Origin of the sequence: Aliivibrio sp. SR45-2 (assembly GCF_963890165.1) — a bacterium.
Classification (GTDB): Bacteria; Pseudomonadota; Gammaproteobacteria; order Enterobacterales; family Vibrionaceae; genus Aliivibrio; species Aliivibrio salmonicida.
The window spans coordinates 75,671-98,381 of the sequence record NZ_CAWPRC010000227.1; the positions used below are offsets into that span (position 1 = coordinate 75,671).

21 protein-coding genes, 1 pseudogene and 1 riboswitch are annotated in these 22,711 nt (G+C 41.1%); of the genes and pseudogenes, 17 read left to right on the forward strand and 5 right to left on the reverse strand.

The annotated features are described in order from the left end of the window. Positions 1 to 57: 57 nt before the first annotated feature. Positions 58 to 252 (forward strand): hypothetical protein, encoded by a 195-nt coding sequence (locus tag AACV33_RS21385; RefSeq protein WP_012551381.1) that lies wholly within the window; start codon positions 58 to 60, stop codon positions 250 to 252. Positions 253 to 343: 91 nt separating this feature from the next. Here the strand turns inward: AACV33_RS21385 and crcB are convergent, their stop codons facing one another. After that, entirely contained in the window at positions 344 to 724 is a 381-nt protein-coding gene (crcB, locus tag AACV33_RS21390) for a fluoride efflux transporter CrcB (RefSeq protein ID WP_182699622.1), read from the reverse strand. Between the two features lie 181 nt (positions 725 to 905). Here crcB and AACV33_RS21395 point away from each other — a divergent pair, with 181 nt between their 5' ends. The 7 genes and pseudogenes from AACV33_RS21395 (at position 906) to thiH (ending at position 7,422) form a co-directional block, all read left to right on the forward strand. Then, positions 906 to 1,328 carry a universal stress protein gene (locus AACV33_RS21395; protein ID WP_012551383.1) on the forward strand — a complete coding sequence of 141 codons (423 nt, stop codon included), beginning with the start codon at positions 906 to 908 and terminating at the stop codon, positions 1,326 to 1,328. A 169-nt stretch (positions 1,329 to 1,497) separates the two neighbouring features. Continuing rightward, positions 1,498 to 1,611: riboswitch (TPP riboswitch) on the forward strand. A gap of 158 nt (positions 1,612 to 1,769) precedes the next feature. After that, positions 1,770 to 3,716, forward strand: a complete 1,947-nt coding sequence (gene thiC, locus AACV33_RS21400) for a phosphomethylpyrimidine synthase ThiC (RefSeq protein ID WP_182699623.1) — start codon at positions 1,770 to 1,772, stop codon at positions 3,714 to 3,716. Positions 3,717 to 3,794: 78 nt separating this feature from the next. Further along, a pseudogene (thiE, locus tag AACV33_RS21405) lies at positions 3,795 to 4,469 on the forward strand (thiamine phosphate synthase); the annotation flags it as partial. Beyond that, positions 4,462 to 5,310 (forward strand): HesA/MoeB/ThiF family protein, encoded by an 849-nt coding sequence (locus AACV33_RS21410; RefSeq protein ID WP_182699624.1) that lies wholly within the window; start codon positions 4,462 to 4,464, stop codon positions 5,308 to 5,310. The pseudogene thiE and the gene AACV33_RS21410, both read left to right, overlap by 8 nt. Beyond that, the gene (thiS, locus tag AACV33_RS21415; protein ID WP_083190263.1) at positions 5,303 to 5,515 is read left to right on the forward strand and encodes a sulfur carrier protein ThiS; all 213 of its coding nucleotides are present in this window, start codon (positions 5,303 to 5,305) and stop codon (positions 5,513 to 5,515) included. Before AACV33_RS21410 ends, thiS begins: the two co-directional genes overlap by 8 nt. A gap of 1 nt (position 5,516) precedes the next feature. Beyond that, a complete protein-coding gene (locus AACV33_RS21420) occupies positions 5,517 to 6,287 on the forward strand; it encodes a thiazole synthase (protein ID WP_182699625.1) in 771 nt (256 codons plus the stop codon). Between the two features lie 22 nt (positions 6,288 to 6,309). Further along, positions 6,310 to 7,422 carry a 2-iminoacetate synthase ThiH gene (thiH, locus tag AACV33_RS21425; protein ID WP_182699626.1) on the forward strand — a complete coding sequence of 371 codons (1,113 nt, stop codon included), beginning with the start codon at positions 6,310 to 6,312 and terminating at the stop codon, positions 7,420 to 7,422. A 124-nt stretch (positions 7,423 to 7,546) separates the two neighbouring features. On the opposite strand, the gene AACV33_RS21430 is transcribed toward thiH, so the two are convergent. The 3 genes from AACV33_RS21430 to AACV33_RS21440 all read right to left on the reverse strand — a co-directional run bounded on the left by AACV33_RS21430 (position 7,547) and on the right by AACV33_RS21440 (position 13,102). Next, positions 7,547 to 9,997, reverse strand: a complete 2,451-nt coding sequence (locus AACV33_RS21430) for a family 20 glycosylhydrolase (protein ID WP_182699627.1) — start codon at positions 9,995 to 9,997, stop codon at positions 7,547 to 7,549. A 265-nt stretch (positions 9,998 to 10,262) separates the two neighbouring features. Next, entirely contained in the window at positions 10,263 to 12,056 is a 1,794-nt protein-coding gene (locus AACV33_RS21435; protein ID WP_182699628.1) for an aminopeptidase P family protein, read from the reverse strand. Positions 12,057 to 12,136: 80 nt separating this feature from the next. Beyond that, positions 12,137 to 13,102 carry a LysR family transcriptional regulator gene (locus AACV33_RS21440; RefSeq protein WP_017022931.1) on the reverse strand — a complete coding sequence of 322 codons (966 nt, stop codon included), beginning with the start codon at positions 13,100 to 13,102 and terminating at the stop codon, positions 12,137 to 12,139. A gap of 104 nt (positions 13,103 to 13,206) precedes the next feature. On the opposite strand from AACV33_RS21440, the gene AACV33_RS21445 reads away from it, so the two are divergent. Then, positions 13,207 to 14,412, forward strand: a complete 1,206-nt coding sequence (locus AACV33_RS21445; protein WP_012551393.1) for a multidrug effflux MFS transporter — start codon at positions 13,207 to 13,209, stop codon at positions 14,410 to 14,412. 120 nt (positions 14,413 to 14,532) lie between these two features. Next, positions 14,533 to 14,817: an H-NS-like global regulator TsrA gene (gene tsrA, locus AACV33_RS21450; protein ID WP_012551394.1), complete on the forward strand. Its 285-nt coding sequence runs from the start codon at positions 14,533 to 14,535 to the stop codon at positions 14,815 to 14,817. Positions 14,818 to 14,887: 70 nt separating this feature from the next. Here tsrA and AACV33_RS21455 read toward each other — a convergent pair whose 3' ends face one another. Further along, positions 14,888 to 15,799 (reverse strand): DMT family transporter, encoded by a 912-nt coding sequence (locus AACV33_RS21455; protein ID WP_182699629.1) that lies wholly within the window; start codon positions 15,797 to 15,799, stop codon positions 14,888 to 14,890. 127 nt (positions 15,800 to 15,926) lie between these two features. Between AACV33_RS21455 and rmuC the strand changes: the two genes are divergently transcribed. Genes rmuC through tatC form a run of 7 tightly spaced genes read left to right on the forward strand, consistent with a single transcriptional unit; the run spans position 15,927 to position 21,977 of the window. After that, positions 15,927 to 17,447, forward strand: a complete 1,521-nt coding sequence (gene rmuC, locus AACV33_RS21460; protein ID WP_182699630.1) for a DNA recombination protein RmuC — start codon at positions 15,927 to 15,929, stop codon at positions 17,445 to 17,447. Between the two features lie 59 nt (positions 17,448 to 17,506). Then, entirely contained in the window at positions 17,507 to 18,271 is a 765-nt protein-coding gene (gene ubiE / locus AACV33_RS21465) for a bifunctional demethylmenaquinone methyltransferase/2-methoxy-6-polyprenyl-1,4-benzoquinol methylase UbiE (protein WP_017022934.1), read from the forward strand. 12 nt (positions 18,272 to 18,283) lie between these two features. After that, on the forward strand, positions 18,284 to 18,907 hold the full coding sequence (locus tag AACV33_RS21470; RefSeq protein WP_017022935.1) for a ubiquinone biosynthesis accessory factor UbiJ: 624 nt from the start codon (positions 18,284 to 18,286) through the stop codon (positions 18,905 to 18,907). Beyond that, a complete protein-coding gene (gene ubiB / locus AACV33_RS21475; RefSeq protein ID WP_023604426.1) occupies positions 18,904 to 20,538 on the forward strand; it encodes a ubiquinone biosynthesis regulatory protein kinase UbiB in 1,635 nt (544 codons plus the stop codon). The genes AACV33_RS21470 and ubiB overlap by 4 nt, the downstream gene beginning before the upstream one ends. A gap of 51 nt (positions 20,539 to 20,589) precedes the next feature. Next, positions 20,590 to 20,838 carry a Sec-independent protein translocase subunit TatA gene (gene tatA, locus AACV33_RS21480; protein WP_012551400.1) on the forward strand — a complete coding sequence of 83 codons (249 nt, stop codon included), beginning with the start codon at positions 20,590 to 20,592 and terminating at the stop codon, positions 20,836 to 20,838. 3 nt (positions 20,839 to 20,841) lie between these two features. Continuing rightward, positions 20,842 to 21,219 carry a Sec-independent protein translocase protein TatB gene (tatB, locus tag AACV33_RS21485; RefSeq protein ID WP_017022937.1) on the forward strand — a complete coding sequence of 126 codons (378 nt, stop codon included), beginning with the start codon at positions 20,842 to 20,844 and terminating at the stop codon, positions 21,217 to 21,219. A 2-nt stretch (positions 21,220 to 21,221) separates the two neighbouring features. Continuing rightward, on the forward strand, positions 21,222 to 21,977 hold the full coding sequence (gene tatC, locus AACV33_RS21490) for a Sec-independent protein translocase subunit TatC (RefSeq protein WP_017022938.1): 756 nt from the start codon (positions 21,222 to 21,224) through the stop codon (positions 21,975 to 21,977). Positions 21,978 to 22,711: the final 734 nt, after the last annotated feature.

Genomic DNA, 22,711 nt, shown 5'->3' on the forward strand with positions numbered 1-22,711 from the left:
TTTTTAGAGGGTAAGCAGTACAATTCGCTGCTTAATTAATCTCTAAGGTTTTATAAAATGAATTACGATTTAGGTTCTGTTTATCTTGGTCAAATTGCTGCAAAGAACATGCTTAATGAAGCTATGTACGGTAAGCAACAACCAAGAAATAAAAAAACAGCAGTAACGAAAAAACTTTGGAAAGGATTCGAAAGCGTAAATACGAAAATGGCTATAATGATAAGTGGTTACACACCTGTAAGAACGTGGTGATAATAACGACTCATTGAAACTAAAAAAGACGCTTATTATTAAGCGTCTTTTTTATGTCTGCTCGTAAAGAACATACTAAAAAGCAGATAGATTAGCTTTTCATTAATTGAAAGCCAATAAAGCAGGCAGTGATGCTTAAGGTTACATTCAGTAAAATATTTAGACCCGCTTTGATTATTTCTCCTTGTTGCATCAAGATGACATTATCCATCGAGAATGTAGAGAACGTCGTTAGTGCTCCAAGAAATCCAAGCCCTATAATTGGACGCCAAGGCGCGGCTTCAATAATGCCTTGGTTAAGAGAAGACATTAATACACCCATGATAAGAGAGCCGACAATATTGACGGTTAAGGTTCCATACGGAAAGCCTTTACCTAATAGAACGACACAAAGTTCTGAGATCAAATAGCGGGCACAAGCCCCAAATGCGCCACCAAAAGCAATAAAGCCCAATAGCATAAATTGATTCATTGATACCTCGATTAAAATAGAAAGCTAGCTTATTAATAACATAGTTGGATATGAATTTTTATCAATATCTCTTTTAAATACAAAAATGGCAGTGATTACTTAATCATGCTTCTAATTGCAGCAGGTTGATTATAGTTTTATAGTATCAGCGTCGTAAGTTATTCTTTCACAGGAGCAAGATATGAAGTTATACCAAACCATTTTACTCGCATTAAATCCTGATGACAGTAAAGCACATAAGTTAATGGTTAAAGCAGGGGTTCTTGCAAAACAAAATGACGCAGAATTGCATGTCATTTTTGTAGAGGTCGGCATCGGTGATGTTAATTACATGGATGTTGAGCTAGAGCTAGAATCGAGCCATAACGCGTTAGAGTTTAAGCGAATAGAGCAGTTATCTATATTATCTAAAGAATCACCTTATCCTGTTCGCGCTGTACATATTGCTGATGGAAATATCGTAAAACACATCAGTGAGATTGGGGATAAAATCAATACCGATCTCGTGATCATTGGTTACCATAAAAGTAAAATTCACTGGGGGCGTACGCTTGGTGATGAAGTTTCTGATAAATTGAAATGTGATGTCATGATTGCTCAATAAGACATTCTTTACTTAGTCGAATCTGATACAAATCGCTAACAAAGCCGCATATTAATGTGGCTTTTTCTTTTTCTCGATATTTTATTATTTCTTCAATGGAATATTTGCTGTGATTTATTCCTTTCTTTATACTCCGCACTCGTTCAGTTTTTCACCAAGAACTTCTGAAAGAAACTTGTCGGAGTGCTTAGTACTTTTTTAAAGTACGAGCTGAGACCGCGTTGCGGGATCCGTAGAACCTGATCAGGCTAATACCTGCGAAGGGAACAAGAGATAATTTATCACTTAGTGCTGTCATATCATTGTAACTGCAAAGTGTCATTTTCAGCAGATACCTTGAATTAAGTAGACGATTTTTCTACTTTATATTTACGCACACTAAGAACCTCTTGCTACATAATCCGACAAGCAATTATCCTAATTATTACAAGGAATTTTGCTATGTCGTCAAGTCGTAAACAAGCGCGTTTGGATGCTAAATCAAACATTGAGTCGCTTTCTGTTCAACCTTATCCCAATTCAAAAAAAATCTATATCGACGGTTCTAGTCCTGATATTCGTGTTCCAATGCGTGAAATATCATTGGCTGATAGCTTAGTTGGTGGAACAAAAGAAAACCCAACACTGATACCAAACGAACCCATTCAAGTCTATGACACCTCTGGGGTCTATACCGACCCAAATTACGACATTGATGTTTACCAAGGGTTACCTAAATTACGCGAACGTTGGATAGAAGACCGCACTGATACTGAAGTGTTGAAAGGGGTAAGCTCTGTTTATTCTCAAGAACGCCTGTCTGATGAAACACTTGATGAACTTCGTTATGGCAATTTACCCACGATTCGACGAGCCAAACCTCAACAATGTGTGACGCAATTACACTATGCTCGCCAAGGTATCATTACCCCAGAAATGGAATACATCGCGATCCGTGAAAACATGGGTCGTCAAAAATTTGCAGATGAACAACTAAATCATCAGCATCCTGGCCACAGTTTTGGTGCCAACCTTCCAAAAGAAATTACCCCTGAATTTGTACGTAACGAAGTCGCCGAAGGGCGAGCCATTATTCCTGCCAATATCAACCACCCAGAAGCAGAGCCAATGATCATTGGTCGTAATTTTTTAATTAAAGTTAATGCCAATATTGGTAATTCTTCGGTCAGTTCGTCGATTGAAGAAGAAGTAGAGAAGCTGGTTTGGTCTACACGTTGGGGCGGTGATACGGTGATGGACTTATCGACAGGTCGTAATATTCACGAAACACGTGAATGGATCCTTCGTAATAGCCCAGTACCCATTGGCACGGTTCCGATGTACCAAGCACTAGAGAAAGTGAATGGCGTGGCAGAGAATCTAAACTGGGAAGTCATGCGAGATACCTTAATTGAGCAAGCGGAGCAGGGTGTAGATTACTTTACGATTCATGCCGGTTTACTGCTTCGTTATGTACCAATGACGGCGAAACGAGTGACAGGGATTGTTTCTCGTGGCGGTTCTATCATTGCAAAATGGTGTTTAGCGCATCATCAAGAAAGTTTCTTATATACGCATTTTCGTGAAATTTGTGAGATTTGTGCAAAGTACGATGTTTCTCTTTCTTTAGGGGATGGTTTACGTCCGGGCTCAATTGCGGATGCGAATGATGAAGCACAGTTTGCTGAATTGAGAACGCTCGGAGAGTTAACTAAAGTTGCTTGGGAATACGATGTTCAAGTGATTATTGAGGGGCCGGGTCATGTACCAATGCATATGATCAAAGAAAACATGGACGAGCAACTCAAGCACTGTCATGAAGCACCGTTCTATACATTAGGTCCATTAACGACTGACATTGCCCCTGGTTATGATCACATTACTTCGGGGATTGGTGCGGCCATGATTGGATGGTATGGCTGTGCAATGCTTTGTTATGTCACACCGAAAGAACATTTAGGCCTACCAAATAAAGAAGACGTTAAGATTGGTTTGATCACCTATAAATTAGCCGCTCATGCGGGTGATTTAGCCAAAGGTCATCCGGGTGCCCAAATTCGAGATAATGCCTTATCAAAAGCCCGTTTTGAATTCCGTTGGGAAGACCAGTTTAACCTCTCACTTGACCCAATAACTGCTCGTGAATTTCATGATGAAACACTGCCTCAAGAGTCAGGCAAGGTTGCTCACTTTTGTTCAATGTGCGGGCCTAAATTCTGTTCAATGAAAATATCACAAGAAGTTCGAGAGTATGCCAAAGACACAGAACAAGTGGAGTTAGACCGAGCGATTAATATCAAAATGCTCGATGACCCACTTGAAGGTATGCGCCAAAAATCAGCAGAGTTTAAGGCCTCTGGTTCTGAGTTGTACCATCCTGCTGTAGAGGCAGAACCCGTGAAAAGCTAACGACAGTTACCATTATTATTTTAATCATGAATGGTGGTGTTTCACGTGGAACACCACTCTGGAGATCAAACGATGTATTCTTTTCCTGCAATCGATAGAGAAAAGTTTGGCCTTTACCCGGTGGTAGATGATGTGTCATGGATAGAGACATTACTTAAAGTTAATGTTCAAACCATTCAATTACGAATTAAAAACCCGGAACAACCTGATTTAGAAAATCAGATCATTGAAGCGATTAGACTCGGTCGTGAATATGATGCTCAAGTCTTTATTAATGATTATTGGCAACTAGCAATAAAGCATGGCGCGTTTGGTATTCACCTTGGGCAAGAAGACATTGAAGTAGCGGATTTACTTGCCATCTCTGATGCCGGTATTTGTTTAGGATTATCTACTCACGATGACAGTGAGTTAATGACCGTTAAAGCATTGAACCCAAGTTACTTAGCTCTTGGTCATGTTTTCCCTACGCCGACCAAAGACATGCCATCAGAACCTCAAGGTTTAGTTAACTTAGCGAACAACAGAAAATTAGCGGGTGAAACACCAACCGTTGCTATCGGTGGTATTGATTTAACGGTGGCTGAGCAAGTGTGGCAAACCGGAGTTGATAGCATTGCGGTCGTTCGAGCTATCACTCAAGCCGACAATATAGAAAAAGCCGTCAATCAGTTTTCTGCGATTTTAGCCCAACCAAGAACATCCGATCACCTTCTTAAATCGCAAAATACACAGGAGGTGATCGATGAGTAATTTATTGATGGAAGGATTAAATGATCAAGATTTCCTTCGTTATAGCCGACAAATCATGTTGCCTGATATTGGTGAGCGAGGACAGTTGTCTCTTCGAAATAGCACCGTGCTAATGGTTGGCTGCGGAGGGTTGGGATCATCTGTTGGAATGTATTTGGCTGCCGCAGGTGTCGGGACGTTGATTATTGCCGATGGCGATGACGTCGATCTTAGTAACTTACAGAGGCAAGTGGTTTATCGTGAGCAGAGTATAAAACAGAATAAAGCGTTAGCGATGGCTCAAGAACTGCAATCAATAAACAAGACGATTACGATTGAGGTGATAACGAAGCACCTAACAGAACCTGCGCTTTCACGATTCATTACACAGGTAGATGTTGTTCTAGATTGCACTGATAACTTAACAACACGTCACAATATTAACGCCGCCTGTGTTCAACATCAGGTGCCTTTAATTTCTGGCGCAGCGATTGGTTGGCAAGGACAATTGATGTTGTTTTCAAATAAGGGTGATGAGTTAGGCAACACATCGTCGTCTTGTTATCACTGTCTGTTCCCTTTTATTGAAAGCCAACAAACGAAAAACTGTCAATCTTTCGGAATTATTGGGCCTGTGGTTGGCATGATAGGCAATCTACAAGCCTTAGAGACAATTAAGTATTTAACGCAACCTGAGTGGATGGCATGGAGTTCACTGCATCAATTTAATGGTAAGTCATTATCTTGGTCGACGATGGATATTCCCAAAGACCATTGTTGTCCTGTCTGTCAGTCACCAAGTGATTTTAACGATGTTTCACGTGAAACATGTAATAAAGAGAGAGAATCGGTCAGTGAATAATTTAATTAGTGTGGAATTAAATGGGGTTGTGCATCGGGTTGAAAAGAAAATGACGTTATTCATGTTTCTATCTCATCAACAAATAGAAACTCAAGGGTGTGCGTTAGCTATTGACCAACAAATCGTTCCTCGAAGTGAATGGCAACAACGTGGTTTATCTGACGGTGAATCGATTTCCTTATTCCAAGCTATTGCAGGAGGCTGATATGACACAACCATTGATTATCGCAAATACATCATTTTCTTCTCGTTTGTTTACTGGAACAGGAAAATTCCCTAATTCGTTAATAATGCAGCAGGCATTAATTGAGTCGGGTTCTGAGCTCGCAACGATGGCATTGAAACGAGTGGACGTGAGCAATCCTGAGGATGACATTTTAAAGCCAATTATTACAGCGGGCATAAATTTACTGCCTAATACATCTGGAGCTAAAAATGCCCGAGAAGCGATTTTTGCGGCTCAGTTAGCCAGAGAGGCGTTGCAAACTAATTGGTTGAAATTGGAAATCCATCCTGATCCAAAATACCTAATGCCCGATCCGATTGAGACATTAAAAGCGGCGGAAGAATTAGTTCGCCAAGGATTTATTGTATTGCCTTACTGTCACGCTGATCCGGTGTTATGCAAACGACTTGAAGAAGTAGGTTGTGCGGCAGTAATGCCATTGGGTGCGCCTATTGGGTCAAACAAAGGCATTGTGAGCCGTGATTTTTTAAAGATTATTATTGATCAAGCAAAAGTGCCCGTTGTGGTTGATGCTGGAATTGGCGCGCCATCGCATGCGGCCTTTGCGATGGAGTTGGGTGCTGATGCGGTATTGGTGAACACCGCGATTGCGGCAGCAAGAAATCCAGTGGCGATGGCTACGGCATTTAAGTTGGCGGTTCAGTCTGGACGGTTAGCGTATGAAAATGGGTTGGCGTCTGTGAGTTCTCAAGCGGTGGCATCGAGTCCATTAACGGCATTCTTGGATTAACTCCCGAGACTAAGGAAAGGCGATGACGTTTACTGATGAATGGAAAAAACTGAATTGGGATGAGGTCAAACTCTCCATCTACAGTAAAACAGCGCAAGATGTAGAAAGAGCGTTGAATAAACCAAAGCGTAATTTAGACGATTTTAAAGCGTTAATCTCACCAGCCGCAGAAGGGTATTTAGAGCAAATGGCTCAAGAATCCGCGCGGCTGACTCGCCAGCGATTTGGCCATACCATGGGGTTTTATATTCCTCTTTATCTTTCGAACCTATGTGCAAACGCGTGTACTTATTGTGGGTTCTCGATGGAGAATCGAATTAAACGAAAGACCTTGAATCAAGATGAAATTGCTAACGAGATTGATGCGATTAAAGCGATGAATTTTGACAGTGTACTTTTGGTGACTGGAGAGCATGAAACAAAAGTTGGGATGAATTATTTCCGTGATACGGTTCCTCAAATTAAGCGGTCATTTAATTATTTGGCCATGGAAGTTCAACCATTAGATCAACACGAATACGCAGAACTAAAAACATTGGGTTTAGATGCCGTGATGGTGTACCAAGAAACTTACCATCCATCGACGTATGCGGAACATCATTTGCGAGGTAACAAAACGGACTTTAACTACCGCTTAGAAACACCGGACCGATTAGCCAAAGCAGGGATTGATAAAATAGGTATTGGTGCCTTGATTGGTTTAGAAGAGTGGCGCACCGATTGTTTTTATGTGGCTGCGCATTTAGATTACTTGGAGCGTACGTACTGGCAAACAAGGTACTCGATTTCGTTCCCACGTTTGCGTCCATGTGAAGGTGCGTTGCAACCCAAATCAATCATGAGTGATAAACAGCTTGTGCAGTTAATCTGTGCATACCGTTTGTTAAATTCGGAAGTTGAATTGTCACTGTCTACTCGTGAGTCTGAACACTTTAGAGATAATGTATTATCGCTTGGAATTACTTCTGTTTCTGCAGCATCAAAAACTCAACCTGGAGGTTACGCAAATAACGAAGAGGCATTAGAGCAATTTGCTATTAGTGATGAGCGTTCAGCGTCTGCGGTTGCACAAGCGGTTAAGGCGAGGGGTTTTGAACCGGTATGGAAAGATTGGGAGCGAAGTTATTCGGGATAGTGAACTATCACGACGAACCGTGTTTCACGTGAAACTTCTTTCCTCTTTTTTGCTGTATTGAAATTAAAAAGCCGTCATTACCATTAAGATGGTGACGGCTTTCTTTTATCGTCGAGGGTGGTTTTTATTGTTTACGTAGCTGACGCACTAGCTCTTCTGTTGGACGAACGATTGCAACGATCATTTCATCGTACATTCCTGATGCCGCTGTGGTTACAGAGATAACGTGACGAAGCTGTGTTGGTGTTGGTTTCTTTCCTTTTTCTAGGATTGCAATAAGCCCTAAAGCGACGGTTGCCACCTCTTTATGTTTTTCGGCTAATGGTGCAGTATCGATAGAAGCAATGTTGTTTTCAAAAATAGGTTTTGATTTTATGGCACTGTCTAACACCGTTTGATAGTGGCGTTTCAATTCTTGTAAATCTGAGGAGGTATTTGTCGCCGTTGTTGCCAAACTCATCATTTTTAATACGGCCAAACTTTCAACAGGTACGGCATCAACAAAACGATTTAACCTTTCATATTGATTGTATAATTCGCCTTTAGGATCGGTTGCATTAAATTTAGCCCAGTTACGTGCGTAATATTGCGCTGGTTCAGCATAGTTTGCAAAACTAGCCAAAGCGGATACATCTCCTCCATTAGCCAAACGTAAGTACTGTTTATAACTGTTTGCTTGGTGCTGCAAACCAACAGAAATTGTCGCCCAGTTATTCATGACTTCTAACCGTTTATACATACTGTCTTCATCTGTCAGAGATTCAGCTGACCATAAGCGTTCACCAACCGCGTAAGTGCGGGGCCAAATACGAGCTTCAACGGTGAGATCATCGTAGTTCTCAGCCCAGATAGCGGCTTCTCCACCAAGGATTAATGCTTGCTCTTTTTCATTTAATGCGACGGGGTAACCACCGGTAGGTTTTTCAATCTTAGTTCCTTTCATTGACGAGGAGGCCGTTAACTCTCCTGTTGTTGGCCAACGAACATTACCAATCAATTGGTAACTGCCATCAGAAAATTGGCGGTTATCCATCGTTAAGTTGAATTCAGTATAAGACATGAAATTATCAAAGTGACCACGGAATGATTCTCCTTTGGTGTACTCAATAATATCAACTTTTGCGCGTGACTTTCCGTTGTAATCGGTAAAGGCACGTGCGTTACCATCTTTACTGGTAATGATCGTTAATGTCCCTTTACGAGGGCCACCTTTGCCTCTTGGTTTTTGCCATGTGTAGGTTTCAAAGCTTTCGCCTTGATGCTGTTGGTCATCGACTTGTGGTCCTTTTGGCATTGGATCGTTGCGGTAATGGTAGCTAGTCGGTTGAGGTTGATCTAAGTAAAATCCCGTGGATAATAATCCTGCGTAACCTTCTTTTGCTGCTTGTCCAATACTGTCGTGCCCACGCCAACTTTGAATCACGATAGAAGTTGGTAGGTCCTTGTGCCAAATCTCATCCCAACCCATGATCTTCTTACCTTTGTCATTCAACATTTTTTCAATGCGTGCGTTTAGGTAAGATTGAAGACCTCTATTACCATCAATGTTATTTTCTTTGATGAAGGCTTGGATTTTTTTATTGTCACTCCATTGCTGATAATTTGGTTCGTCACCACCAATGTGAATATATTCATCAGGGAACAGCTCGGTAACTTCACTGAATACGTTGTCGAAGAAGATATATAACTCAGGGTTGAGAGGGTTCATTAAAGGGACAAATACTCCCCAAGCTCGTTGTTGCTCATAAGATTGTTTACCTTCACCCGACATTAATTCTGGGTAGGCGTGAGCTACCGCAGAGGCATGACCCGGTAATGATATTTCAGGGATCACTCGAATGCCGCGTAACCGTGCGTACTCAATAACGTCTTTAATCTCTTCTTTGGTGTAAACATCACCGTCAGCGGTTTTTTGCCATAATTTAGGGTAGCTTTCAATTTGAATGCGAATGGCTTGGTCATCCCAAAGATGCCAGTGAAACACATTCATTTTGGCAGACGCGAAACCATCTATCTGACGTTTAATCGTTTCGATTGAAACAAAGTGACGTGAGGAATCGAATGAAGCGCCACGCCATGGAAAACGAGGGTGGTCTTCAATTATTATCTGAGGAACAGAGTAACCATTCTTTGATGTTGTGATAAGTTGAAGGAAAGTTTCTGCACCTCTAATTACGCCATAAGGGCGTTCAGCTTGTAAGATGATTTGCTTTTGGTTTACGGATAGTTGGTAAGACTCATCAATATGATTGTCTTGAATCTCTTTTTTTGCGGCTTTATTGACTCGAATAATTAAAGTGGCGTTTTTCTCTGAATTAGAAAATGGGGAAAGAAGAGGTAAGCCGGTTTGTGCTTCGATGCGTTTAATGACTCGTTGAGCCAGTTGTTGAATGCGTTCCGATTTATAACCATCAATATAAATACTGAAATTGTTATCAATGGGCAGTTTCCCTGATTTTAACTCTACAGATTGAGGGTATGGCATCAAATTTAAATCTGTATTTGGTGCAGACGCGAATGAGGGGGTACTTACGATAATACTCGACACGGTAAGAGCTAAAAGCGTTTTTTTCATTATACGTAATCCTATATTTATTCCTTTAAATTCAAAGGGAGGATTACCTATAAAACGTTGTTTGTATGTGACCAGTTTATCGTTCTGTATTACTTAATTGAGAGGACTGTTATTAATGAGATATTGTGCGGTAGGTGACGCTAGGTTATACATCGTATTACAATGCAGCGTGATAACAAGCATGTTTCACGTGAAACGTTTTAGACAATAATACGACCACTGTCGATTACGTGGTCGTATTATTTTAGTTGTTTAAAGCAATGTATTAGTCTTCATAGCTAAGTGCTTCTGTTGCTTGTTTTAGCCATTCTTTTACTTCGCCATTCACTAATGGACTGACGTCATTCCACACTTTCTGATGGTAGGAATTTAACCAAGCCAGTTCTGGGCGATTTAGCATATCAACATTAATGAGACGTTTGTCGATTGGGCAACGTGTTAATGATTCAAAACCAAGAACAGAGAAATCGCCTTTGGTTTCTATTTCGACAACTAATTCTAAGTTTTCAATACGAATACCAAACTCATCTGCACGGTAATATCCTGGCTCATTAGACAGAACCATACCCGGAAGTAGATCGGTATTATTGACGACTTTAGCGATGCGCTGTGGGCCTTCATGAACACTTAAGAAGTGTCCAACGCCGTGACCCGTTCCATGATCATAGTCGTAGCCTTGTGCCCATAAATGTTGACGAGCAAGAATGTCTAACTGATGACCACAAGTGCCTTTTGGAAAGCGTGCTGATGCCAATCCAATGTGTCCTTTTAGAACAAGGGTGAATTGCTGCTTGATGTCATCACTTGGTGTTCCAACAGGAAGTGTACGCGTAATGTCGGTTGTGCCATCTGGATATTGGCCGCCTGAATCAACAAGGTATAAGCTGTTCATTTGTAGCTTACCTGGCTCAGGTTGGTTTTCGTGATTGTAGTGACACATCGATGCATTACCTGCGGCGGCTGAAATGGTATCAAAACTTAAATCAGCCAAAGTGTCATCTTCTTCACGGAAACCTTGAAGTTTATCCGCAAGTACCGCTTCATCATGCAATTTTCCTGCATCGATTTCTGCATCAAACCACGTTAAAAACTTAACCATCGCGGCACCATCACGAATGTGACACGCTTTCATTCCTGATTTTTCTGTTTCGTTTTTGGCGGCTTTTGGTAATAGGCATGGATCAGCCGCTTCTATAATTTCGGCTTTAGCGTCAGATAAAATCAATGACATCCATGCGTTCGATGTTGCTGAATCAACCAAGACTTTTTGACCAACAAGCGATTGCAGAGTCGATTGCAGTGCGTCAGGTTTGTGAATTCGAACCCCTTGACCTACATGTTCAATGAAGTTGGTAGGAAGACGTGTTGGGTCTAGGAAAAAGTCGACACTTTCGTCGGCATGAATGATGGCGTGAGATAACAAAACAGGAAGGCGAGAGACATCCAAACCACGCACATTCAGTAACCAACAAATAGAATCAAGTTGCGTTAATAGAGCGGCGTCTGCCTTTTTATTTGCGATGACACCTGCAATTTCTTTACGTTTATCTGCGCTTGATTGACCAACAAGCGCTAATCCCATTAAGCGAACGTCAGACACTTTAACTGCTGGACGATCTGACCATAAGCGATCGATTGGATTACTGTTTAGCATCTCAAGAGAGGCGTGTCCTTCAATAACTGCTTTAGCATTACGTAACCACTGTGCGGTATGCATACGAGGGTCGATGGCAACTTTTGAGCCAGTAGGTAGAGAATTTTTAATCCACTCTAATAAAGGTTCTTCATGCAAATGACGGTACTCAAATACCTCTGCTGGCACTTGCTTACGAACTTGAACCGTGTAACGGCCATCAACAAAAATCGCGGCGTTGTCTTTTGTTATGACGGCGGCACCAGCTGAACCGGTGAATCCTGTTGCCCATAACAGACGTTCGTTATGCTCAGGGATGTATTCACCTAAAAATTCATCTTCATGAGGAATAATAAGTGCATCTAAATGTTGTTGAGCAAGCCATGAGCGAAGTTGTTCAATACGCTGAGAAGTGTGTAGGTGCATCTGAAGTGTCCTTATTATTGATCTGTCCGTATGTGGAGAGGCAGAAAATATCGATTTTATTTGGTTATAACCTAGCGCTTTTATTCGAGGTCTGCAATTGTTGATGCTGATAAATCTTGGCAGTGATTAATTATGGTATTGCGTAGCCAGCAATTGGCAGCATCATTGTCTTTTTGTTGATGCCAAAACAGTGTATAGGCCATCTGGGGTAACTCTGTGGGCAGGGGCAATACAACAAGATTAAGTTGTTTTGCGATAAGTTTAATAAAGTGACTTGGGGCGGTGAACACTAAGTCTGTGTGAGTGCATAGACTTGCTGCGCTATTAAAGTCAGGAACGATAATACTGATGCTGCGTTCAAGGCCGCGATCAGCAAGTTTATAATCAAGCAACCATTGGTCTTTGCCATCGCACCGCACTTGAACATGACGTTGTTCTAGATACGTATCTAAATTCCATTCTTGATCTAATACAGGGTGACCAGGACGCACCAAACACATTTGATTATCTCGATAGATTTCTTGTCCTCGAACATCTGATGGCATTTGCATCGTAATGTTCGCGTATTTCGGGTCTAAATCTTTGCCGGTAATACCAATGTCCATTTCACCTGATTGCAATTTTTTTAAGGTATTTTTATCCCATGCATGGGTATCGAGCATAACATTGGGCGCTTCATTTAATATGTAGGACATGAAACGAGGTAATAGTAATGGATAGGTACTTTCCACTAAACCAACCCGAAAGCGATAGTGGCTGCATTGAGGGTCAAATTCAGACGCTTCAGTAATACTTTCTAAGTGGCTTAATAAAACATGAAGCTGTCCATGAAGGTTTCTTGCTTTTGCTGTGGGCTGAAGCCCGTAAGCGGTACGAGTAAAAAGGGGATCATCAAATTGTTCTCGTAATTTAGCTAAGTTTTTACTGACGGCCGATTGACTTAAACACAATCGTTGAGAGGCACGAGTAACACTTTTCTCTTCCAATAATAGGTGAAGAGTTAAAAGTAAATTGAGGTCGATTCTCGCTAACTTTTCGAAGAACATAGAGATATTCCAAATTAGAATGTTAGATCTGAATATAAACCATTTCTGTTCATATCTCTAATTGAGTACACTCCCGATTCAAACATTAGGAGTTAACACGAAACATGCACACGCCAAGCTCAAGACCATCAGATAAAAAATTAATCACCCTTATGGTGATGCTCGTTTTATTCAGTCCGTTAGCGATTGATATTTATCTGCCTGCATTACCGATGATGGTAAGCGAATTCCAAGTTGCATCAACATTAGGGCAAGACACGATAACGTGGTTCATGTTCAGTATGGGATTAGGCCAATTGTTTGCTGGTCCACTAGCGGATCGTTATGGTCGTCGTCCTATCGCTCTTACTGGTATTGTTATTTATGGTTTGAGTGCGGCATTAGCGTATTCAGCTCAAGAAATGGAAATGCTGTTATTGGCTCGTTTACTTCAAGGTTTTGGTGCCTGTGCGACTTCTGTTGCGGCGTTCGCATCAGTACGAGACTCATTTGGTGCAGAGAAGAGTGGTCGAATGATCAGTTATTTGAATGGCGCGATTTGTTTTATTCCTGCATTAGCACCAATTTTAGGCAGTTATTTAACGATGCATTTTGGTTGGCGTTCAAACTTCAGTTTCATGGCAGGATTCGCATTAGTTAGTTTTGTGATTATCGCGTTGAACTATAAAGAAACAAAACCATCAAATACCTTACAAACAGGGCGATTGATCAGTCCATCTCGTTATTGGTCAGTGCTAAAGCATCCCGCCTTTTTGTTCCATGCGACATTATGTATGTTAGCGATGGGCGTCATTTTAGCGTATGTGACATCGGCACCAGTATTACTGATGGATAAACTTGGGCTTACAATGCAAGAGTTTACCAATTGGTTTGCGGTGAATGCGGTATTAAATATCATGGCATGTTTTGCTGCACCAAAATTCATGATCAAATTCGGAACTCGTAATGCATTACTTTTCGGCCTCAGTATTTTAGTGGTTGCTGGTGGGTTAATGTTAGGGTTCCAACATATTCAGCAAGCTTGGGCGTTTATGATCCCGATTTTCTTCTCGTCAGTAGGCTTCGCATGGGTACTGGGTTCGGCGGCAGGTAAGGCACTAGCACCATTCGGTGATAGAGCAGGAACTGCGGCAGCATTATTAGGGCTGTTTCAAATGAGTGGTGCGGGAATCATTGTTGGCACAATGCAAAGATTAGCACTCCCTTCAGCACAACTCTTAGCACTAATGATGTGGCTTCTCATCCCAGGCTTGCTGATTCTATTAAGTCGCGTTGGTAAACGATGGCATTCAGATCCAATTACTGAATAATTTCAATTGATGGATAAAAAAACAGCAATATTGCTTTTTTAATAGATCGAGATAAGATGGTTTTAGTGTATATTCACCCCTTATCTCGTTTTAATCGTTAATTAAAAGGCAAAACACGCAATGTCGATGTCTATTATTGAAATGGCTCGTGTCCTAGAGCAGATGGAAGAGTCACCAGAGAAATTAATGTTTGGTAAACTTCTTTCTGAATTGGGTAACCAAAGCCAAGAGCGCGTAAGAAGTGCTGCGCGTCAAGTGTCTGTTCCTACATTGCGTGATCTGATTTACCAATTCCAAGTGGTAATTGAAGAACGCAAAGGTGAGACAACAAAAAAACTTGCAGAAGAAATGGCAAAAGAAGGGGTCTCTTTAGCAGATTTCCAAGCGTATTTAGCAAGCAAGTAAAGGTTATAAATAAAAAAAGCAGCGAACTCCGCTGCTTTTTTTATCGTTAAATCCACTATTGATAATTTTGTTATTTAACTTGTGCGGCCGATATAGGTTCTTTTTTCTTGCCATAGAATTGCTGAACAACCAGACCACAAACAATCATAACCAAACCGATTAATGTGGACGGGTGGATCTCTTCACCAATGATATTAGCCAAGAGTAATAAAGAGATAAAAGGAGAAGCAAAGATTAGGTTACTAATACGAGCGGTATTCTGCGTGAGTCGTAATGCAGATAACCACAATACAAACGTAATGCCCATCTCAAATAGACCCACATAAGATACCGCCAACCAGCCACTCATTGGGATTTGCTCCCAAGGGGCACCTTCATAAATGCTTAAACCGACCGCAACGGGTAAGGCAACTAAGAACCCCAGTAATAATCCTAAAATAGGATCTGCTTTGTTTTTCGCATTTAAAATCCAATAGCTTGCCCATAATAATGTTGAAAATAGCGCGAGGCCAACGCCTAATGGACTGTCAAATTCTAAACCTAGAACGTCCCCTTTGGTTGCAATAATAATGACACCAACATACCCAAGCACACAGGCAATCCAATCTTGTTTTCGGATTTTTTGACCAAGAAATACAGCGGCCATTAATGTTAATGTAATTGCCCAGCTGTAGTTAATTGGTTGTGCTTGAGAGGCTGGTAATAGGTCGTAAGACTTAAATAAAACCAAGTAATACGCCAATGGGTTAATGGCACCTAATAAAATGTAATACAAAGGGTTGGCAAAAAAGGTGCTTGTTAGTTGTGATAAGGTTTTTTGATAAGCGGCAACCCCCACTAACGCTAAAATTGAAACAGCACAGGCAATCGTCAGCATTTGGATGGGAGTAAAGTGTTCTAAGGTGATTTTAAATGCGGTCGCGACAGTCGACCATAAGAGGACGGCAGCGATCCCAAATCCTAATGCACGGCGTTCATTCATTGTTATTCTTCTCTATTAGAAATCCATTTAGATCTGGAGTTTACCTGCGGTGACGAAATAGTGTTAACTGGACATTTATCCAGTATCAAAATATCCTATAAAGATTCGTTTTTGTATTGAGTAAATTATGGATTTTTTGAATCAATTTGGTGGGCATTTGTTGTTTGGTTTTTCAGGAGCAGTGGTTGCTTACGCAGTCGCCTATACATTAACGAAAAGCCGTAACGAACAAGCATTGGCATTATTAGAGCAATCATTAGAGTCAGAAAAAAAACTCGCGAGTACTCAGTTGAGTCAACTTAATCAACAGGTCGATAAACAACAGGTAGAGCTTGATGGACTAGACATTGAAAGAGATAAACTGGTTCAAGAGCAAAAGCAATTTCATGGCCGTCTAATGGCTGCGATGGAAAAACTGCGTTACTTTGATGCCATTCAAAAAGAAAAAGAATTTCTCACACAGCAACTTGAGTTTTCTCGTCAAACGAATTCCAATATTGAAGCTGAATTGCGTGAACAAGAAGCGCGACACGAAGAAGAACGCAAAGCAAGCCAAGAAAAACTCGAGATACTAGAGCGTGCAGAGCTGCGTTTAAAGGAGCAGTTCGAGAATTTAGCCAACCAATTGTTTGAGCAAAAAACGAAAACCGTTGATGAACAAAATAAAGTGAGTTTAGAGGGCTTGTTGTCGCCATTAAAAGAACAGCTTGAAGGATTCAAAAGACAGGTTAACGACAGCTTTGGTTTTGAAGCCAAAGAGCGTCACACCTTAGTGCATGAAATTCGCAGCTTACAACAGCTTAATGAACGCATGACACAAGAAGCGGTAAACCTGACTAACGCCTTAAAAGGTGACAACAAACAACAAGGTAATTGGGGTGAAGTTGTTCTTGGTCGAGTGTTAAAAGAATCGGGGTTACGTGAAGGTCATGAGTACGATACCCAAGTCAGTATGGATGACGATGAGGGTAAGCGCTTTTATCCTGATGTGATTGTTCACTTACCTGACGAGAAAGATGTCGTGGTCGATTCCAAAATGACCTTAGTTGCCTACGAGCGATTTTTTAACAGTGATGACTTTAATCAAAAAGAGCAAGCGCTTGATGAACACCTTATGGCCATTCGTGCTCATTTACGTGGTTTAAGCAAAAAGGATTACCACAAATTAAATGGCTTACGCAGCTTGGATTATGTCTTGATGTTTATTCCAGTTGAGCCCGCTTTTCAGGTGGCGATTGAAGCCGATCCTTCGTTAATCTCGGATGCGATGGAGCAGAACATTATCATTGTAAGCCCAACAACATTATTGGTTGCACTCAGAACCATCAGTAACTTATGGCGCAATGAAAGACAGAATCAAAACGCGAAAATTATTGCTGAACGTGCCACCAAGCTGTACGACAAAATGCGATTGTTTGTGGATGACATGGAAGCGGTCGGCGGTGCATTAGATAAGGCAAATCAAAGTTACCAAGGCGCAATGAATAAATTGGCAACAGGAAGAGGAAACATTATTCGCCAAGCGGAAAGCTTTAAAGAGCTTGGTGTAGAAGTAAAACGAGACATAAATCGTCGTCTTATTGAGCAATCTTTTGAAGCAGATGCCATGCAAACGCTTGGTGATAGTGGGTCGGATAAAGTAGACTAGAGCGCTGTTGATCCCACAGGATAAGAAGGGGTCAACATATTATCTCTAGAGGACTTAAAATGACGGACAAAACGCACTCTACCGAAGAGACCACACACTTCGGTTTTACAACAGTAGCAAAAGAAGAAAAAGTAGCGAAAGTTGCTGAAGTATTTCACTCTGTAGCGGCAAAATACGACATCATGAATGACCTTATGTCTGGTGGTGTTCATCGTATTTGGAAGCGCTTCACTATTGATTGCAGTGGCGTACGTCCTGGACATAAAGTGCTTGATTTAGCTGGTGGTACAGGCGACTTAACGGCTAAGTTTTCTCGTATTGTTGGTGAGAAAGGCCAAGTTATTTTGGCTGATATTAACAACTCAATGTTGAATGTTGGTCGTGACAAATTAAGAGACATGGGCATTGTTGGTAACGTGAACTACGTACAAGCAAATGCTGAAGAACTGCCTTTTCCTGATAACCATTTTGATTGTATTACGATCAGTTTTGGTCTGCGTAACGTGACAGACAAAGACAAAGCATTACGCTCGATGTTTCGCGTGTTAAAGCCGGGCGGTCGTCTGTTGGTTCTTGAGTTCTCAAAACCTATCCTTGAACCATTATCAAAAATCTACGATGCTTATTCATTCCACCTGTTGCCTAAAATCGGGGAATTGATAGCGAACGATGCTGACAGTTATCGTTATCTTGCTGAATCTATTCGTATGCACCCAGATCAAGAAACACTGAAAGGCATGATGGAAGAGGCAGGCTTTGAGCAAGCAAACTACTACAACTTAACTGGTGGTATTGTTGCTCTGCATCGTGGTTACAAATTTTAATAGGATAAAATGATGCCATTAGATCCGTTTGTAACAGGTGTGATTGAAACGGGGTTAAACGCCCTGCTAAAAGAAGCGCCAGAGAGCAAAGCTGCATTGCATCGATTAAAAGAGAAAATTATTCATGTTCATCTGAATGAATTAAATAAAGATCTCTATTTTATCTTTAGCCAACAGCGCGTTGATATCTTGTCTAAATTTGAAGGTGAGGTTGATTGTTATCTTGCGTTGAATTTGTCGGTGTTGCCGCAATTGCGAGAGCAAAACAATATTACTCAATTAATAAAGCAAGATAAGTTGGTGCTTGAAGGTGATCTTAACCTCGCTCAGCAATTCTCTGCATTATTAACAGAATTAAAACCGGATGTTGAAGAGAAATTGTCTCAATATACGGGAGACATTGTTGCACATACATTGGTGAGTGGCGTTAAAGGCAGTGCATGCTGGATTAAAAAGCAAGTGACGCGTCAAACTCGTCATGCTGCAGAAGTCCTAACGGAAGAATGGAAGATTGCCCCGCCGCCTTTAGAGGTTGCGTACTTCTGCGATCAAGTGTCTGATGTTGAAAAACACCTCGCACAATTAGACGCTCGCTTGACGCAATTATTACAGACAGCATCAATGGAGCGCGCATGACCCCATCAGAGCTAAAACGCTTATATCAAATCACCAAGGTTCAACTTGAGTATGGATTGGATGAGCTATTGCCTGATCATGCATTAACTCAATTACCAAAACGTTTACGCAAAGGGTTATTTTGGATTAAGAATCGCTATCCAGAAAAACCATTGGGTGAGCGTTTACGGTTAGCATTGCAAGAATTGGGTCCGGTTTGGATCAAATTCGGTCAAATGATGTCTACGCGTCGTGATCTTTTTCCTCCTCATTTAGCTGATCAATTAGCTTTACTGCAAGACCAGGTCGCCCCCTTTGATGGCCAGTTAGCAAAAGATCAAATGGAGTTATCATTGGGTGGACCATTAGAAAATTGGTTTACGGATTTTGATATTGTCCCATTAGCATCCGCTTCGATTGCTCAAGTACACACCGCAAAACTGAAAGAGTCTGGTCGTGAGATTGTCCTTAAGGTTATTCGTCCTGATATTCGTCCAGTGATTGAGGCGGATATTCGCCTGATGTATCGCATGGCTACCTTGGTAGAGAAGCACATACCAGAAGCGCGCCGTCTTAAGCCGGTCGAGGTCATCGAAGAATATGAGAAAACCTTAATCGATGAACTAGACTTAAGAAGAGAGGCGAGCAATGCAATGCAATTGCGTCGCAACTTTGAAGGCAGTGAAGAGCTGTATGTCCCTGAAGTTATTTTGGATGTCAGTTCTGAACACTTGATGGTGTCTGAGCGTATTTATGGCATTCAAGTTTCTGACATCGAACAACTAGAGAGAAATGGCACCAACATGAAGCTACTGGCTGAACGTGGTGTCTCGGTTTTCTTTACTCAAGTATTTCGTGACAGCTTTTTTCATGCAGATATGCACCCAGGTAACGTATTTGTAAATCCGGATAATCCAGAGAATCCACAGTGGATTGGGTTAGATTGTGGTATTGTTGGAACACTCAATAAAGAAGACAAGCGCTATTTAGCGGAGAACTTACTTGGCTTTTTTAATAGCGATTATCGTAAAGTCGCACAGTTACATATTGATTCAGGTTGGGTTCCGGCAGATACTAATGTCGAAGAATTCGAATTTGCTATTCGTATTGTCTGTGAACCGATTTTTGCTAAACCATTAGGTGAGATATCTTTTGGTCATGTGTTATTGAATTTATTTAACACAGCACGTCGCTTTAATATGGAAGTGCAACCGCAATTAGTCTTATTGCAAAAGACGTTATTATATGTGGAAGGATTAGGCAGGCAGCTATATCCTCAATTGGATTTGTGGGCAACCGCCAAACCGTTTCTAGAAACGTGGATGGCAAAACAAATTGGACCGGCAGCCTTTTTGACTGCTTTGACTGAGAAAGCGCCATTTTGGGCTGAGAAACTGCCAGAACTACCTGATTTAGTTTATGACAGTTTGCGCCAAGGCAAAGTTCTTAATCAACGAATGGATAAACTTTACGCAGGTTATCGTCAAAGTAAGCGTCAACAGGCAAAAGGACAATTCCTATTTAATGTTGGAGCAACTCTGCTGATTTGTTCTGCGGTGTTATTAACCAGTAACATTACTGCGTTAGCATCAATTAGTGCTGCTATAGGAATCACGTTTTGGCTATTAAGCTGGCGAGCATATCGTCGATAAACGTTATTCTGATGAGCAATTTTTTAACCCTAACACGCTGAGGAAACAAGCATGGGTGGTATTAGTATTTGGCAACTTCTTATAATTGCAGTAATTATCGTTCTGTTATTTGGTACGAAAAAATTACGCGGTGTAGGCAGTGATTTGGGTTCTGCTGTTAAAGGCTTTAAAAAAGCGATAAGTGAAGATGAATCAGCGAAAGACGCGAAGAAAGACGCGGATTTTGTTCCTCAGAACTTAGAGAAAAAAGAAGCAGAAACAGTAGAAAAACAAAAGCAAAACGACAAAGAGCAGGCATAATTCGTGTTTGATATCGGTTTTTGGGAACTGATACTGATCTCTGTTGTTGGGCTAGTGGTACTAGGACCGGAACGTTTACCAAAAGCGATCCGATCAGTAGCGCAGTTTGTTGGGGCAGCAAAAAGCATGGCGAATAACGTCAAAGATGAGCTGACTCAAGAATTGAAGATTCAAGAACTTCAAGAGAACTTGCGTAAAGCAGAACAGATGAATATGGATGACTTATCGCCTGAACTTAAAAAATCAGTTGAAGAGTTAAAACAAGCGGCAGCAGATGTCACTCGTCCATATGCAAAACCAGAAGAAAAAGTAGAAGCACCGAGTGCAGACACTGAAACTTCCGTTGCATCTGACTCTACCTCTAAAACAAAAGCAGAGTAATTATGTCATCAGTTGAACACTCTCAGCCGTTGCTCACTCATTTACTAGAGTTAAGAAACCGTCTTTTAAAGGCATTAATTGCCGTTATCGTGGTGTTTTTAGGTTTAGTTTGGTTTGCTAACGACATTTATGAGTTCCTATCTGCCCCTTTGGTTGAAAGATTACCAGCGGGTGCAACCATGATTGCAACTGATGTCGCGTCACCATTTTTCACGCCTATAAAGCTGACTTTGGTGGCATCGATATTTGTCGCTGTTCCGGTGATTCTTTATCAAGTGTGGGCATTTGTGGCTCCTGGATTGTATAAGCATGAAAAGAAACTTGTCATGCCTTTACTGTTTTCAAGCTCAATGCTGTTTTATGCAGGTGTTTCTTTCGCCTACTTTATTGTGTTTCCATTGGTGTTTAGCTTCTTTACGAACATTGCACCGGAAGGCGTACAAGTAGCGACGGATATCTCCAGTTACCTTGATTTTGTATTAGCATTGTTTTTAGCGTTTGGTATTGCGTTTGAAATTCCTGTTGCCATCATTTTATTGTGTTGGACGGGAGCGACAACGCCTGAAACGTTAAAACAAAAACGTCCATATATTGTAGTGGGTGCTTTTGTTGTTGGTATGATGCTAACACCGCCAGACATTATCTCTCAAACCTTACTTGCAGTGCCTATGTGTATTTTGTTTGAGTTTGGTTTGTTCTTCTCTCGTTTCTATGTGAGAGAGAAAACAGATGATGATTTGGAGCAAGATGAAGCGTAGTGCTTGATTGAAGCTAAAATAAAAAGCGTTGATATTATATCAGCGCTTTTTTTATGCCTGATTTTTGTGTTTTAAATCGGATCTTGTGTTGATGAAAAAGTATGTAAAGTGATCATCGTCACGCTTCATTTTTCCTGCTATACGAAGACTAAGAGACAAAATGGAAAGCGCTTGTGCGAGATCTCTCACAAGCGAGTGAGATTTAACGCTTTATTTTTGCACTTATTAGCGTGAATTTTAGTTAAGTTGTTGAATTTAAATCTATTTGTTTTTATTGGTGAATGTCTCATGTTTTTTTTTGCAAAAATAGTGAAATAGTCTATTGCTGAAAAAAGCGAAAAGCGTAATCTTATTGGTGTCGGAAGGATGCTGACACGGAACAGGAACTAGCCAAGGATTTGGTACGCTTCAGGATGAGGCACTCGGTTACTTAGGATAAGTAATCGGCATGGATAGCAAAATGGACATTGAATGGACGCAATAGTAACTAGGATGGTTGCTACTAAGGAAAGACGATGGACACCTCTAGGATTGAGGAAAATGGACTGCACATCAGGATGATGTAACGGACACCGCTCAAGGAACAAGCGAAGAGAGTTAACTACGGACTGTTAACGGATCAGGATAAGATCAAGGACACCGCTAGGATGGCGAGAAAGGAATAAGCTGAAGGAATCAGCATACTATCAAGGATTTGATGCATGGAGCACCATTAGTAGCCGGATTGCTGCGAG